At 69.2% G+C, this 15792-nt stretch carries 12 protein-coding genes; 9 read left to right on the top strand and 3 right to left on the bottom strand.

What is annotated here, in order from left to right; genetic code table 11:
* Positions 1-39: 39 nt before the first annotated feature.
* Together HNP73_RS09685 and HNP73_RS09690 are read right to left on the bottom strand one after the other, a co-directional pair.
* Complete coding sequence (locus tag HNP73_RS09685; protein ID WP_184148457.1) at positions 40-1029, bottom strand: hypothetical protein; 990 nt, start codon at positions 1027-1029, stop codon at positions 40-42.
* Between the two features lie 433 nt (positions 1030-1462).
* A complete protein-coding gene (locus HNP73_RS09690; RefSeq protein ID WP_221288439.1) occupies positions 1463-2590 on the bottom strand; it encodes a cytochrome c peroxidase in 1128 nt (375 codons plus the stop codon).
* A gap of 199 nt (positions 2591-2789) precedes the next feature.
* Between HNP73_RS09690 and HNP73_RS09695 the strand changes: the two genes are divergently transcribed.
* The 7 genes from HNP73_RS09695 to HNP73_RS09725 all read left to right on the top strand — a co-directional run bounded on the left by HNP73_RS09695 (position 2790) and on the right by HNP73_RS09725 (position 11771).
* A complete protein-coding gene (locus HNP73_RS09695) occupies positions 2790-4340 on the top strand; it encodes an acid phosphatase (protein ID WP_221288441.1) in 1551 nt (516 codons plus the stop codon).
* Positions 4341-4461: 121 nt separating this feature from the next.
* On the top strand, positions 4462-6441 hold the full coding sequence (locus tag HNP73_RS09700; RefSeq protein WP_184148459.1) for a heme lyase CcmF/NrfE family subunit: 1980 nt from the start codon (positions 4462-4464) through the stop codon (positions 6439-6441).
* Between the two features lie 98 nt (positions 6442-6539).
* Entirely contained in the window at positions 6540-6983 is a 444-nt protein-coding gene (locus HNP73_RS09705; protein ID WP_221288568.1) for a cytochrome c-type biogenesis protein, read from the top strand.
* 57 nt (positions 6984-7040) lie between these two features.
* Entirely contained in the window at positions 7041-7817 is a 777-nt protein-coding gene (locus HNP73_RS09710; protein ID WP_184148460.1) for an enoyl-CoA hydratase-related protein, read from the top strand.
* Positions 7817-10627: a bifunctional [glutamine synthetase] adenylyltransferase/[glutamine synthetase]-adenylyl-L-tyrosine phosphorylase gene (locus tag HNP73_RS09715; RefSeq protein WP_184148461.1), complete on the top strand. Its 2811-nt coding sequence runs from the start codon at positions 7817-7819 to the stop codon at positions 10625-10627. The genes HNP73_RS09710 and HNP73_RS09715 overlap by 1 nt, the downstream gene beginning before the upstream one ends.
* Positions 10624-11529, top strand: a complete 906-nt coding sequence (locus HNP73_RS09720; protein ID WP_221288443.1) for a histone deacetylase family protein — start codon at positions 10624-10626, stop codon at positions 11527-11529. The genes HNP73_RS09715 and HNP73_RS09720 overlap by 4 nt, the downstream gene beginning before the upstream one ends.
* Positions 11517-11771, top strand: a complete 255-nt coding sequence (locus tag HNP73_RS09725) for a hypothetical protein (RefSeq protein WP_343063250.1) — start codon at positions 11517-11519, stop codon at positions 11769-11771. Before HNP73_RS09720 ends, HNP73_RS09725 begins: the two co-directional genes overlap by 13 nt.
* A 2-nt stretch (positions 11772-11773) precedes the next feature.
* Here HNP73_RS09725 and HNP73_RS09730 read toward each other — a convergent pair whose 3' ends face one another.
* Positions 11774-12694 carry an alpha/beta fold hydrolase gene (locus HNP73_RS09730; protein WP_184148462.1) on the bottom strand — a complete coding sequence of 307 codons (921 nt, stop codon included), beginning with the start codon at positions 12692-12694 and terminating at the stop codon, positions 11774-11776.
* 117 nt (positions 12695-12811) lie between these two features.
* Between HNP73_RS09730 and HNP73_RS09735 the strand changes: the two genes are divergently transcribed.
* Both HNP73_RS09735 and HNP73_RS09740 read left to right on the top strand, forming a co-directional pair.
* Positions 12812-14155 (top strand): glutamine synthetase family protein, encoded by a 1344-nt coding sequence (locus tag HNP73_RS09735; protein ID WP_246399708.1) that lies wholly within the window; start codon positions 12812-12814, stop codon positions 14153-14155.
* Between the two features lie 321 nt (positions 14156-14476).
* On the top strand, positions 14477-15751 hold the full coding sequence (locus HNP73_RS09740) for an NAD(P)/FAD-dependent oxidoreductase (RefSeq protein ID WP_184148464.1): 1275 nt from the start codon (positions 14477-14479) through the stop codon (positions 15749-15751).
* Positions 15752-15792 lie beyond the last annotated feature (41 nt).

The following is a 15792-nucleotide window of genomic DNA, read 5'->3' on the forward strand; positions in this document are numbered from 1 at the left end:
GCCGGCGGGCGAGAAGTGCTCGCCAGCGCGTTCAGGATGTCAGGCGCGCAAGCCCCGCAGGTTGGACCGCAGCCGTCCAAAGGCCCCCTGGACGATGTCCTCGTAGCGGGGCCGGAAGCGGGAAAGAAACCCGCCCGTCGCGCGGTCGAGACGCGAGTTGCTCCGCTCGAGGTCCAGCGCCATGAGAATCAGCAGCGTCATGAACACGACGGACAGGGCCAGCCCGATGCCCGCGTTCCCCTCGTAGACCGGCAGCAGGTTCATGGCGACATTGCCGAACCCGTAGATGAAGAGCGAACGCTTGCCGAGTTCGGCAAGGGGGCCGGTGATGCCGTCAAGGATGCCGAGCGCCGATATCCTGTTAAGCACCAGGAGCACGGCCGACGCCGAGACGATGCCATAGGCGTAGTAGAGCGGGTGGTTGATGCTGCGAAGCTCGTAGGTCCCGAGGCCATGCGCGAGGGCGTAGGGTCCGAGCCGCACCGCGGCGATCACCAGCACCACGGCCGCGACGGCGGCGATCACGCCCGGGAGCCACAGGCTGCGCCTGCCCGTCACGGCCTCGCCGACAATGAACCCGAAAGCGACCAGCGTGAAGCTGTGTGCGACCGACGGTCCGAACCCGCGACCGTATCCGGTAAAGAACTGCAGCACGACGTTGCCCGGCTCGGCGATGAGGCCGACGAGGAGGCTCACCAACCAGCCAAGGCCGGCAAGAGTGAGGAGCCAGTAGCAGCCGAATCGCTTGAGCAGCGGCAAGGTCGCGACGATCACCAGAAACAGGATCGAATAGATCTTCAGGATCTCACCGAAACGGCCGGCCCCGGCGAAGGCCAAGGCCTCCAGTCCCTTCTCGGCGGGGATCTTGCCGCTGAACATCGCTGCCAGCGTGATTGCGCCGAAGACGAGATAGCAGGTCAGCATCCGCGACAGCAGCCGCCTGACCACGGTGTCCTCCTCCTCCTGGCCGCGAGACAGCCGGGGGACGTAGACAAGTGCGATCATTGTTCCGAACAGGGTCATGAACATCGGAGTCGCCATTCGCGTAAAAAGCGATATTCCGTCGAAATACCAGTAGTCCAGAAAGCGGAATTGATCCGATGACAAGTGTGATAGTATTGCCAATACTCCGGCCGCCCCCCGGGCGCCATCTATATATGGGAGTCGTCGTGAGAGTACGCCTGTAGAGATCGCCATTTTGCCTCACTTTTGCGTAACTGTGCGATTTGTCGCTTTTTCGCTACGATTTATTCGTCGAACAATACTAAACCGGGATATGATTTCGAGCGTTCGTCCTGCTCCGGCGAAACACTGCCGCTTTCCTGATGCCTGTAAGATACAGGGGCGGCCCCGGCCGCAGTTGTTCGGGGCAGTCGTTCGGAGCAGTCGTGCGGGGCGGTGATCCGGGGGCTGATCTGTCAGCGGGAGGAGACTTCGGCCGCAGCCCGTCAGCGGGCGTGCGTCACCGCTGCGGCGGCGGCTCGCTCCAGCCATCAGTGAGAGTGCCGAGAAAGGCGACCACGTCGTCGATCTCCGCGTCGCTGAGGGCCGGCTGGCCGCCGGGGCGTCCGCCAAACGGCGGGTCCATGTTGACGTTGCCCATATAGCGGGGCGGCAGGTCGTTGAACTTCACCACGGTGCCGTCGGGAAGCGTCGGATACCAGCGGCCGGGGTCGGTGTCGCGGGTTGCGTAAAACGCGACCGCCTCACGCAGGTCGTGGAGGACGCCGTTGTGAAAGAAGACGCGGCGGGTCGCCACGTTGCGCAGGGTCGGCGTGCGGAAAAGGCCGCAATAGGCGGAAACATCGGAAAGATCGGTCCGCAACGGACCACAGAGGCCGAGGTCATGCCATGCGGGATCGGCGTTGGCGGGGATCTCCGGGTTCATCGGCAGTCCGAGGGCGATCATGCCGTAGTCGGTGAACTGTGGCGGCGTGCCATCCAGTCCGGGGGTGCTGAAGTGGCAGGAGGCGCAATTGCCCTTGTCCTCGGCCTCGAAGAGCTTCAACCCGCGCTCCTCGGCGCCGCTGAGTGTCGCCTTGCCCGCCAGCCACGCATCGTACTTGCTGGTGTAGGGATAGAACGTGCGCCAGTCCTGTTCGTAGATCGCGAGCGCGTCGAGGATCGTGGCGAAGGCGCGGTCAGGATCGGCAGCGGCGCCGCCGCCACCCGCGGCGTCGATGTCCGGCCCGTAGCCGGCGGCGAGCGCCTCGGAAACCACCATTGCCGGGGACGTGTTCGCCATCTCAAAATCCGAGAGCAGCGGAATGCGCGCCTGTTCCTTGCCGCGATCGACGCGTCCGTCCCACGTCAGGCCGCCGCTCGCGCCGTTGTCGACGCTTTCGTCCGCCTCTTCCTCGGATTCGAAAAAGTGCTCGGTGAAGGCGGGGACCGCCTGCAGATAGCGGATCGAGGGAACCGCTCGCAGGCCCGGGTGCCGCAGATCGCCGCCGGCGAGCTGGACCGCGAGCCCGTTCGGCGGGCCATGGGCGCGGGCGGGATCGTGACAGGTGGCGCAGGCGACCTTGCCCGAGGGCGAGAGTCGCGGATCGACGAAGAGCCGCGCGCCGAGGGCGGCCGCGAGGGCCACGTGGGCCCGCACTTCCTCCCGGCTTTGCGGTGCCGCGGCCGCGACGGAAGGCGGCGCGGCAATTAGTCCCACCGCCGCGAGAGCGCGCGCGACTTGCCGGACTCGGGAGGCGAGCCTAACCAATCCGCATGCCGGCCGCAGCGGCTCGTCTGCGGGCGGCGAACGGAGAGAACGCCAGCCAGGATCGGAGGGTTGCAGCATGTCATGCGTCCGTCTAGCCAAGCTCGGATCGATGACGATCGCCGCGTTGGCGGCAGGTAGCGCACTTGCCGGGGCCGCGCGCGCCGCGGATCGGGACATCGACAAGATCGACAACGTGGTGGTGATCTTTGCGGAAAACCGCTCGTTTGACAATCTCTACGGTCGGTTTCCCGGCGCCGATGGCATCGCGCAGGCGAGCGCGGAGAGCCTCGCGCAGAAGGACCGTGACGGCACGACGCTGAAGGAGCTGCCGCCGATCTGGGAAGGGCTGACGGCAAAGGGCGTGACGCCGCCGGTGACCCAGGCCGAGACCGAGCATCTGGCGAACGGCGTCTTCATGGTGGACGACCCGAAGGGATTCAATCTGCCGCTCTCGACCATCACCCATGATCTCTGGCACCGCTACTACCAGAACATGATGCAGATCGACGGCGGCAAGAACGACATGTTCGTCGCCTGGGCGGACTCCGGCGCGATGCCCATGGGGATGTGGGACGGCTCGTCCACCGCCATGTGGAAGGTGGCGGAGAAATATACGCTCGCCGATCACTTCTTCATGGGCGGCTTCGGCGGCTCGTTCTTCAACCACCAGTGGCTGATCTGTGCCTGCGCGCCGCACTACGCCGACGCCGACACCAGCGCCGCGAAGCCCACGATTGCCGCGGTCGATCCCGACGGGGTGACGCTGACCGTCGCCGAGAACTCGCCGAAGTCGGCGATGGACGGCGAGCCGAAGTTCGTCGGCGACGGCAACCTCACACCGGATTTCTACGCGGTCAACACCATGCAGCCGCCATATCAGCCAAGCGCCAACGCGCCGGCAGAGGGTGGCGATCCGCGCTTTTCCGACCCGCTCAAGGCGACGACGCTGCCGCCGCAGACCGAGCCGACCATCGGTGATCTGCTGAGCCTGAAGGGGGTGGACTGGGCGTGGTACGGCGGCGCGTGGCAGTACGTGCTCGACAATGGCAACAACACGCCGGTGCCGACCTTCCAGTACCATCACCAGCCGTTCAACTACTATGCAAACTACGCGCCCGGCACGCCGGCGCGGGCGGCGCATCTGCGCGATGGCGGGCTCAACGGGGTGAACTTCCTGCAGGTGATCGACTCGGGCAAGCTGCCGGCGGTCGCGTTCTACAAGCCGCAGGGCAACCTCAACCAGCATTCGGGCTACGCCGACATCAAGGTGGGCGACCAGCATATCGCCGACGTCGTGAGCCATCTCGAACAAAGCCCGCAGTGGGAGCACATGCTGGTGATCGTCACGTACGACGAGAACGGCGGCATCTGGGATCATGTGGCGCCGCCGAAGGGCGACCGCTGGGGCCCCGGCTCGCGGATCCCTGCGATCATCGTCTCGCCGTTCGCGAAGAAGGGCTTCGTCGATCACTCGAGTTACGACACCACCTCGATCCTGCGCTTCATCACCGAGCGCTTCCAGTTGCCCGAGTTGCGCGGCATCGTCGTGCGTGACCGCGCCGTCGCCGCGGCGGGCGAGCCGCCGCTCGGCGATCTGACCGGCGCGCTCGATTTCGGCAAGTCCTGACGCCTGCGGAGCCGGCTCCCCGTGCCTGCGGGGATGGTCCGATCGTCGCACTCACGGCGTTGCAAATTGCACCCGGGCGATTTTCGGACCATAGTTCCGCCGCGCAGCGTCTGGAGGGCTCGTGACCGTAGAACTCGGGCATCTTGCCCTGATCCTCGCCTTTCTCGTGGCCATCGTGCAGATGATCGTGCCGATGGTCGGTGCCGACCGTGGCTGGTCGGACTGGATGCGCGTCGCCGTACCGGCGGCGACCGTGCAGTTCATCCTGACGCTTGTGGCATTCCTCGTGCTCATGACCGCGTTCGCCACATCGGACTTCTCGGTCAAGCTGGTCGCTGAGAACTCGAACTCCGCGCAACCGCTGATCTATCGCCTGAGCGGCACGTGGGGGAACCACGAGGGGTCGATGATCCTCTGGATGCTGATCCTGACGCTCTTCGGCGCCATGGTGGCGTGGTGGGGCGAGAACCTGCCGCCGACGCTCAAGGCGCGGGTGCTCTCGGTGCAGGCGACGATCGCGGTCGCCTTCTTCGGCTTCATCCTGCTCACCTCGAACCCGTTCGTGCGGCTCGACAATCCGCCCTGGGACGGACAGGAGCTGAACCCGCTCCTGCAGGATCCCGGGCTCGCGTTCCACCCGCCGTTCCTCTACCTCGGCTATGTCGGCCTTTCGATGGCCTACTCGTTTGCCATCGCCGCGCTCATCGAGGGCCGGGTCGATGCGTCCTGGGCGCGCTGGGTGCGGCCGTGGACGCTGGTCGCGTGGGTGTTCCTGACGATCGGCATCGCCTTCGGCTCGATCTGGGCCTACTATGAACTCGGCTGGGGCGGCTGGTGGTTCTGGGATCCGGTCGAGAACGTGAGCTTCATGCCGTGGCTCATCTCCTGCGCGCTTCTGCATTCGGCGATCGTCGTCGAGAAGCGCGATACGCTGAAAAGCTGGACGATCCTGCTCGCGATCCTCGCATTCGCCTTCTCGCTGATCGGCGCGTTCATCGTGCGCTCGGGGATCCTGACGAGCGTGCATTCCTTTGCTAATGACCCGGAGCGGGGCATGTACCTGCTCCTGATCCTCGCGGCGTTCATCGGCGGGTCGCTGACGCTCTACGCCTGGCGGGCATCGGCGCTGCGCTCGGATTCGGTCTTCGGCATGGTGAGCCGCGAGAGCGGGCTGGTGATGAACAACCTGCTCCTCGTCACCGCGACCTTCGTGGTCTTCGTGGGCACGATCTGGCCGCTGGTCGCCGAGGTGGCGACGGGCCGTAAGGTGTCGGTCGGGCCGCCGTTCTTCGACCTGGCGTTCTCGCCGTTCATGATCGCGATCGCCGTGATCCTGCCGGTCTTCGCGGTGCTGCCGTGGAAGCGGGGGAGCCTCGCCCGGTCGGTCGCGGATCTGCGCGGTGCGCTGGTGCTCGCGGTCGTGCTCGGGGGCCTCGCCTGGACTTTCGAGACCGGGCGCTCATTGCTGGCGCCGGTCGGGATCGCGCTCGGGGTCTGGGTCGTGGCCGGTGCGATCGCCGAGATGCTGCGCCGGGCGCGGCTCGGCGAGGTTCCCATCAGCGAGACCTGGCGGCGGCTGCGCAACTTGCCACGGGCCGACTGGGGCAAGGCGATCAGCCACTCGGGCTTCGGCGTGACGATCTTCGGAATTGCGGCGATCACCGCCTGGGCGGTCGAGGACATCCGCGCCGTCCAGCCGGGCGAGAGCTTCGACTTCGCCGGGAAGACCATCCGCTTCATCAGCGAAGAGCCGGTGCGCGGGCCGAACTACAGCGCCGAACGCGGGCTTGTCGAACTCGTGGAGAACGGCAAGGTCGTGGCGATCCTGCACCCGGAAAAGCGTGTCTATGACGTGCAGCGCATGGCGACGACCGAGGCGGCGATTGACCGGGGCATCACGCGGGACGTCTACGTGGCGCTCGGCGACCAGCAGGCGGACGGCTCCTGGGCGCTTCGGACCTACGTGAAGCCCTATGCGAACTGGATTTGGGGCGGCGCGATGCTGATGGCGCTGGGCGGGGTCGTCAGCCTCACCGACCGGCGCTATCGGGTCGGCGCGCCGGCTCGCAAGGCGCGGCCCGCGGCGGTGCCGGCGGAGTGAACATGCGGATGATGACACTGCGCGGCGCGCCTGCTCGCCGCGACCTGGCTGGCCGTGGCCCTTCGCGGGCTGCCCTGGGACCGGGCCCGCTCCGCACCATGCTCCTCGCGCTTTTCCTGCTCGTTCCACTTGCGGCGCAGGCAATCCAGCCGGACGAGATCCTGCCGGATCCGGCCATGGAGGCGCGGGCGCGCTCGATCACCCGGGAGCTGCGCTGCGTCGTCTGCCAGTCGGAGTCGATTGACGAGTCGAATGCCGACATCGCCCGCGACCTGCGTCTCATGGTGCGCGAGCGGCTGGTGGCGGGCGACAGTGACGAGCAGGTGCTCGACTACGTGGTCGACCGTTACGGCGAGTTCGTGCTGTTCCGGCCGCCGTTCTGGCGCAACCCGACGCTCTGGCTCGCGGGTCCGGTGCTGTTCCTTGTCGGTGCCGGGCTCGCCTTCGGCTTCGTGCGGCGGCGGGCGAACGCTCCCGCACCGGTGCAACGCCCGCTCAGTCCCGAGGAGAAGGCGCGCGTTGAGGAGATCTCGCGCAGCTGAAGAGGAGTTCCCGAGCGCCGCGCCGGCCGCTATCGTCGGCGCGACAGCGGGGGACGCATGAGCTTCGAGACAATCCTATTCACCATCGCGGCGGATGTCGCCACCATCACCCTGAACCGGCCCGAGGTGCGCAACGGGCTCTCGTCGGTCATGCGCCGCGAGATCCGCGAGGCGGTCGCGGCGGCGCCGGGCGAAGCGCGCGTGCTGGTCCTGACCGGCGCCGGCAAGGCGTTCTGCTCCGGGCAGGATCTCGGCGCGGCGGCAGATGTGGCCGCGCTCGATCTCGAAGCGACGCTGCGTGACGAATACGAGCCGATGCTTCGGGCGATCTATGATTGCCCGATCCCGACGGTTGCGGCGGTGAATGGCGCTGCGGCGGGTGCCGGGGCCAATCTCGCGCTCGCCTGTGACGTGGTGATTGCGGCGCGTTCAGCGGTCTTCGTGCAGGCCTTCGCCCGGATCGGCCTCATTCCCGACGCGGGCGGCACATGGTGGCTGCCGCGACAGGTGGGCTTCGCCCGGGCCATGGGGGCTGCGCTCTTCGCCGAGCCGGTCAGCGCGGAGGAAGCCGCGCGCTGGGGCATGATCTGGTCGGCGGTGCCGGATGAGGACTTCGCCAGTGTGATCGCGGCGCGCTCCGCCGCGCTCGCGGCGGGCCCGACCGCCGCCTACACCCGCATCAAGCAGGCGCTTCGGGCAAGCCTTGGCAACGGCCTCTCCGAGCAACTGGCGCTGGAGGCGCAGCTTCAGGGCGAGGCGGGGCGGACGGAGGACTTCCCCGAGGGCGTGCGGGCGTTTCTTGAGAAGCGGCCTGCCCGTTACAGGGGACAGTGATGGAGAGCCTTGCGGCGCGGATCACGCGAGTCCCCCGGCCCTACGACGAGGCGGCCGGCGCGCGGGCGGCGGAGGACTTTGCCGACGTCGAGCCTGCGGTGCGCGAGTTGCTGGCGGGCACCGCCGGCTGCTCGGGGTTTCTCGCCGGGCTGATGGAGAAGGAAGCCGACTGGCTGCGTGACGCCATCGGACGCGCCCCGGAGGCGGTGCTGGCCGAGACGCTGGCGGCGGCGGATGTCGAGGGCGTCCCAGCTCTCGGGGTGGCGGTCCGCGTCGCGCGGCGGCGGGTGGCGCTTCTCGTGGCGCTCGCCGATCTCGGCGGCGTCTGGGGTCTCGCGGAGGTGACGGGGGCGCTCAGCGCGCTTGCCGACCGGGCGACCGGGCTCGGGCTCTCGGCGCTCGTGGCGGAGGAGGCGGCGCGCGGCAAACTGCCGGGCGTCACCGCGGACGAGATCGCCGAGGCGGGGGGCATGTTCGTGCTCGGCATGGGCAAGCTCGGGGCGCGTGAGCTGAATTATTCCTCCGACATCGACCTCATCGTGCTCTTCGACGAGACCCGCCACGACCCGGACGACTACATGGACCTGCGCAAGGGGTTCATCCGGGTGACGCAGCGGCTGGTGAAGCTGCTCTCGGAGGTGACGGGCGAGGGCTATGTCTTTCGCACCGACCTGCGCCTCCGCCCCGATCCGTCGGTGACGCCGGTCTGCATCGCCAGTGACCCGGCCGAGCACTATTACGAGAGTGTCGGGCGGACCTGGGAACGGGCGGCCTACATCAAGGCCCGCGCGATCGCCGGGGATATCGCGGCGGGCGAGCGGTTTCTCGAACGGCTGACGCCCTTCGTCTGGCGGCGCCATCTCGACTTCGCCGCGATCGAGGACGCCCATGACATGCGGCTGCGCATCCGGGCGCACAAGGGGCTTGGTGGCGCGCTGCAGGTTCCGGGCCACAACATCAAGCTCGGGCAGGGCGGGATCCGCGAGATCGAGTTCTTCACCCAGACCCGGCAGCTCATCGTCGGCGGCCGCGACCCGGGCCTGCGGCAGCGCGAGACGCTCGTGGCGCTCGACGCGCTCGCCGCGAAGGGCTGGGTCGATCGCGACGGCGCGGGCGTGCTCGCGGCGGCCTACGTCGCGCATCGCGAGGTCGAGCACCGCTTGCAGATGCTCGAGGATGCCCAGACCCAGACCCTCCCCGAGGCGCCGGAAGGCATGGAGCGGCTCGCGGCATTCATGGGGATGGACCGGGACGCCTTCGAGCGTGACCTTTCCGAGCGGCTGGAAGCGGTGAAGTCTCTCACCGAGACGTTCTTTGACGCCGAGCGCCGACGGCCCGCAGCCGAGGCACCGGCGCCGGAGGAAATCTTTGCCGACGCCGAGGCCGCACTCGCAATCATCGCGGAGTGGCAGCGCCTGCCGGCGCTGCGGAGCGACCGGGCGCGCAGCATCTTCAAGCGCCTCGCGCCGGAGCTTCTCCTGCGCATGGCGGGCGCCGCGAGCCCGGACGCGGCCTTGCGATCGCTCGACCAGTTCCTGCGGCAGGTGCCGGCCGGTGTGCAGCTCTTCTCGCTCATGGAGGCGAATCCGCCGCTTCTCGACCTGCTTGTCGATGTCTGTGGCTCGGCGCCCGCGCTCGCGCAGTACCTCGGGGCGAACGTCGGCGTGCTCGACGCGGTGATCAGCGCCGACTTCTACCGTCCGCTGCCATCGGCCTCGGAAATGCGGATCGACCTCGCCGCCCAGCTCGCCGCTGCGGGAGACTACGAGGCGGCGCTGAACGCCGCGCGGGTCTGGATGAAGGAGCGGCATTTCCGCATCGGCGTCCTGATGCTGCGGCAGATCCTCGAGCCGGAGGAGGGGGCCGCGGTCTATTCCGCCGTCGCCGAGGCGGTGATCGGCGCGCTCTGGCCAGTGGTCGTCGCCGAGTTCGCCCGCAAGCACGGGCCGCCGCCCGGTGCCGGGGCGGTCGTCGTCGCCATGGGCAAGCTCGGCAGCCGGGAGATGACGGTGAGCTCGGACCTCGATCTCATCGTGATCTATGACGCGGAGGGGGAGGAGACCTCGGACGGGCCGCGGCCGCTCGCGACCACGGTCTATTTCTCCCGCCTGACCCAGGCGCTGATCTCGGCGTTGACCGCGCCGATGCCCGAAGGCCTGCTCTACAAGGTCGACATGCGGCTGCGCCCGTCGGGGCGCTCCGGGCCGCTCGCGACGTCGCTCGCGGCGTTCCGGCGCTATCAGGCGGAGGACGCCTGGACGTGGGAGCACATGGCGCTCACCCGCGCCCGGGTGGTGGCAGGGCCCTCCGGGCTCGGGCAGGCGGCGACCGCGGCGATCCGCGAGGTGCTGGCCCGGGCGCACGACGAGGTGAAGGTGCTGGCCGATGCCGCCGACATGCGCCGGCGGCTCGCCGAGGCGCACGAGGGCGCGGCCTCGAACCCGTGGGAAGTGAAGCTCGGGCCGGGGCGGATGATGGACATCGAGCTTCTGGCGCAGGCCGGGGCGCTGATTGCCGACGTCGGCGCCATCCGCAGCCCCCGGCGGATGCTGGAGAAGCTCGGGAGCCGCGGCTGGATCGCGCGGGAGGACGCCACGGCGCTCGCCGACGCGCTCGGGCGGCTGGCGGGGCTCCAGCAGGTGATGCGGCTCGCCAGCGATCACACCATGGACCCGGCCGAGGGCGGCGAAGGGCTGGCGCGCCTCGTGCTGGCGGTGACCGAGGAACCGGACCTCGACGCGCTCCGCCAGAGGCTCGCGGAGGACGCCGGCCGCGCGTCCAGGGTGATTGCCGCAAGACTGGGGGTATGATGCTGCCGATCGTGTTCCATCCGGACTATCAGGCCTCGCTTCGGCCGATGCATCCGTTTCCCATGTCGAAGTACGGCTACCTGAGGAACGCCCTCATTGCGCGCGCCATCCTGCCGCCCTCGGGCGGCTTTGTGGCGCCTGCGCCCGCGAGCATCGCCCGGGTCGCTGCGGTGCACGATCTCGCCTACGTGGAGCGTGTCGCGGACGGCCGGCTGGAGCCGGACGAGGTGCGCGCGATCGGGCTGCCGGGCACGCCGGCGGTGGCGCGGCGTGCGTTCCTCTCGGCCGCGGGCACGCTGCTTGCCGCGCGGCTGGCGCTGGAGCACGGCATTGCCTGCAACATGGCGGGCGGCTCGCACCACGCCGGGCCGGACGGCGGCGCGGGATACTGCGTCTTCAACGACGTGGCGGTCGCGGCGCGGGCCCTCCTCGACGAGGGGCGGGTGGCGCGGGTCCTCGTCGTCGACGTGGACGTGCATCAGGGTGACGGCACCGCGCGGGTCTTCGCGGATGAGCCGCGCGTCTTCACGCTATCGCTGCACGCGGAGCGGAACTATCCGTCGTCGAAGGCCCGTTCGACTGTCGATCTCGCCCTGCCGGACGCGCTGGAAGACCGGACCTATCTCGGGGTGCTGACGCATGGTCTCGAGTTGGCGGCCGCGTTCGGGGCAGGGATCGTATTCCTGAATGCCGGCGTGGACACCCATGCCGCGGACCGGCTCGGGCGGCTCTCGCTGAGCGATGCCGGGCTTCGGGCACGGGAGCGCATGGTGATCGACTGGGCGCGGGCGCGGGGTCTGCCGCTCGTCGGTGTTCTTGGCGGCGGCTATGACGACGACCAGGAACGGCTCGCCGCCCGCCACGCGATCCTCTTCGAGGAAGCGTCGCGGTGGGCGGCGTGAAGGGCGATGACCCGGATGATCCGCGCGGGTTGATCCGCGAGGCCTATCGCATGGAGCTCGGCCCGGCGGACGCCCGGACGATCTTCCTCGACTGGGCGCTCGGACTGCCCGAGGGCGACGGGCGGGCGGAGATCGAACGGCTGCTCGCGCGCTATGGCGCGTCCGCACCCGACCACCCGATGACCGTGGTCCTCCGCGAGGGGCTTCAGCCACGTCCGCCGGGGCGTCGCCGGCGGAAGTAGGGTCAGGGAAAGCCGGTGCGGGTGACACCGAGGGCGAAGTCGCCGGTGTCGGCCCAGACGCGCGGCGCCTGCCGGTCGCGAAAGAGCCAGTGCCAGCCCCGGGGATAGAGCACGAAGCGGGTGAGGCCGGGGATGCGGACGGCGATCGTCTGCACGTCTTCCGGCCGGAGCACCTCGTCTCGCGCGCCCATCATCACCACGGTCGGGAGATAGACCGACGGGGCGGCCGCCGCCGCGTGGTCCATGAGCTGCACGAGGCCATAGAGCTCGCGGCTCGACGGGTCGCCGTAGTGGCGCGGGTCGGCTTTCACCGCGCGAAGGGCCTCGAGATCGTCGGTGGGCTGGATCCGTACGATGCCCCGACCGGTCCAGCGCCGGTCCGGGAGCGCGGCGGCGAGAAGCCGGGCGGCGCTGCGCGAAACCTCGCCGAGGGCGGCGCCGCCCGCGATCGCGGGGCCGGCGAGAACGAGGCCGTCGGCATCGAGACCCGCGCCCGCCGCGACGAGCGCCACGCCGCCGCCCATGGAATGGCCGACGACCGTGAGCGGCAGGTCGGGGTAGCGGCGCCTGAGGGCGCGGGCATGGGCGCGCGCGTCCGCCGCGAGCGCATCGACGCCGGGCCAGTGCTGCCGGCTTGGATTCGTGCCGAAGCCGCGCTGGTCGGGGGCAAAGACGGCGATGCCGCGCGCGGTCCACGCAGCGGCGGCGCGGGCGAACGTGAGATCACCGGCGTCGCCGTAGCCGTGGAGCGCGAGGATCACCGCGCGGGGAGGCCCTGTGGTGGGGAAGGCGTGCACGACGAGCGTGCCGTCATCCCCGGCAGCGCGGGGCATCGGGCCGCCCGGTGTCGCGGTGCAGGCGGCAGTGGAGGCGACGGCGGCGCTGGCGGCGAGTGCGAGGAGGCGGCGACGGGAGAGGGGCACGGCGGTAGGTCCGGGCAGTGACGGTTGGCAGGAGACTGACCGCCGGTCGGGCGCCGGGGCTTCACCTGAATGCCGGCGGATGGTAGCGCTTGGAGCCAGAACCCGGGAGTCTCCATCTTGAATTCGCAAGAGGCGCTGCGCTGGCTCGAGGCAAGGCCAGAAATTACCAGTCTTCGAGCCGCGGTCTGTGACCTGAACGGCATCCTGCGCGGCAAGCGCGTGCCGGTGGCACAGGCCGGCAAGGTGCTCGAGGGCGCCACGCGTATGCCCTATTCCATCGCCTGCCTCGACATCTGGGGCGAGGACGTGGCGGGCAACCCGCTCGTCTTCCAGCAGGGCGACATCGACGGGCGCTGCGAGCCGACGGGCAGGGGGTTCCTGCCGGTGAACTGGCTCGGGAGCCCGACCGCGCTGCTGCCGCTCTGGATGCTGACGGAGGAAGGCGCGCCCTACCTCGGGGATCCGCGCCGGGCGCTGGCGGCGGTCTGTGCGCGGTTCGCTGCCCTCGGGCTGACGCCGGTGGTCGCGACCGAGCTCGAATTCTACCTCGTCGACACCACGGGCGAGATCCCGACACCGCCGAAGTCTCCGGTGACCCACAAGCTGCTCGACGGGGACGGGGCGCTTTCGATCGACGATCTCGACCATTTCGAGGCGTTCTTCACCGACGTCTACGCGGCCTGCGATGCCCACGACGTGCCGGTCGATTCGGCGATCTCCGAGAACGGCGGGGGGCAGTTCGAGATCAACCTGCTGCACGTCCCGGACCCGCTGAAGGCGGCGGACGACGCGCTCTACTTCAAGCGGTTCGTGAAGGGGATCGCGCGCAAGTACGCGCTCGCCGCGAGCTTCATGGCCAAGCCGTTCCTCGACCGCTCCGGCAATGGCTTCCATGTGCATTTCAGCCTGCTCGACCGGGACGGGAAAAATGTCTTCGACAACGGCACGCCCGAGGGATCGGAAACCATGCGCCACGCGGTCGGCGGGCTGCTCGAGATGATGCGGGCCTCGGCGCTGATCTTCGCGCCGCACCGGAACTCGTACCGTCGGCTGACGCCGAATGCCCATGTCGCGTCTGACGTGTGCTGGGGCTACGAGACGCGGGCGGCGGCGGTGCGCATCCCCGGCGGCCCGAACGCGGCGCGGCGCATCGAGCATCGCGTTGCCGGGGCGGACGCCAATCCCTATCTCGTGCTCGCGGCGATCCTCGGTGCGGCGCTTGACGGCATGGAGCGCCGCATCGAGCCGCCGGCGCCGATGGTGACGACCGGACAGGGCGGGGCGACGTTGCCCATTGACTGGAAGGCGGCGATCGAGGCGTTCGAGGAGAGCGACGGCATCGCACGGGTCTTCGCGCCGATCCTGCGTGACACGTTCGTCGGCATGAAGAAGCAGGAGTTGCAGGTCTTCTCCCGGCAGATCAGTCCGTTCGAGCACGAGTCCTATCTGGAGACCGTCTGAGCGCGGGCGGATCCCGGCGTCGGGGGCATCGAGCCCCCCTCCGCCGTCGTCGGCTGACGCCGACTTCTGGCGCCCCCTGCGGTGGGCCCCGGGCGGCTGAGACCATTGGACGCGGCCGTTGCCGCGAGATTTGTGCGCGCGGATCGCGCGCAGGTTTTCTTGACTGGTTTTCCGGCTGTTGCCGGAAAACGACTGCTCTCCAGGTTTCAGCGCCGTATGAAAACCTCGGGGCACACCGTGGGGCGCGACATGCCGGGCCTTGCGTTCTCCCCCGGCGCGGGGAGAAGACGAGGGATCGGTACGGCGTATTGGAGCGGCGCTATGGACTACCCAACGAGCTACTACGCTGCTTCCGCCGTCGACGCGCCGCTCCGGCCGGTGTTCGAGGGGGAGCGGGCGGTCGAAGTCTGCATCGTCGGCGCGGGGTTTACCGGGCTCTCGGCGGCGATCGAGCTCGCCGAGCGCGGGCACGAGGTCATGGTGCTGGAGGCGGCGAAGGTCGGCTGGGGTGCATCGGGGCGGAACGGCGGGCAGATCGTCAACGGGCTGAATGCCGGCCTCGACACGATCGGGCGCCGCTATGGCCGGGACACTGCCAGTTTCGTCGCAACGGTGGTGCAGGAGGGCGGACGGATCATCCGCGACCGGGTCGCGCGCTATGGCATTGCCTGCAACCTCAAGGAAGGCAATCTCTTCACCGCTTTCACCGCCCGGCAGATGCGCGAGCTCGAGGCGAAGCAGGCGCTCTGGCGGCAGCACGGGATCGACAACTTCGAGCTGCTCGACGCGGCAGGGGTGCGCCGGCATGTGAAGAGCGAGTCCTACGCCGGCGGGATGCTGGACCGGACCGGCGGACATCTGCATCCGCTGAACCTGGCGCTTGGCGAGGCGGCGGCGCTGGAGGCGCTTGGCGGGTCGATCCATGAGGAGAGCCCTGTGGTGCGCGTCGAGGACGTGGCCGGGCGGCCGGTGGTGCGGACGGCGAGCGGTGTGGTGCGCCCGGACGTGCTGATCCTCGCGGGCAACGCCTATCTTGGCGAGGTGGTGCCCGAGATCGCCGACCGGGTGATGCCGTTCTCGACTCAGGTGATGGCGACCGAGCCGCTTGGCGAGCGGGGGCGGGCGCTGCTGCCGACCGACGTCTGTGTCGAGGATGTGCGCTACGTGCTCGACTACTATCGGCTGTCCGGGGATGGCCGCATGCTCTGGGGCGGCGGCACGGTTTATGGCGGCACCGATCCGGCGGACATCCGTGCGAAGCTCGTGCCCAACCTCGAGCGGATTTTTCCCGAACTCAGGGGCGTGCAGATCGACTACGCGTGGTCGGGGAATTGCGCGATCTCGTTCAGCCGCGTGCCGCAGATGGGGCGGCTCGGGGGGCGGACCTATTTCGCGCAGGGCTACAGCGGGCATGGCGTCGTGGGAAGCCACCTCTTCGGGCGGATTCTGGGTGAGGCGGTGGATGGTGACCGGTCGCGTTTCGACGTGTTCGAGCGGGTACCGTGGATCCCGTTCCCCGGCGGCCGGCGGTTCGCGGTACCCTATTCGGTGCTCGGGTCGTGGTGGTACGGGCTTCGGGATCGCCTCGGGGTCTGAGGCGTCCCGCGCCCGGTCGGTCATTCGTGCCGGTTCGGTCA

The organism is Amaricoccus macauensis (assembly GCF_014201905.1).
Classification (GTDB): Bacteria; Pseudomonadota; Alphaproteobacteria; order Rhodobacterales; family Rhodobacteraceae; genus Amaricoccus; species Amaricoccus macauensis.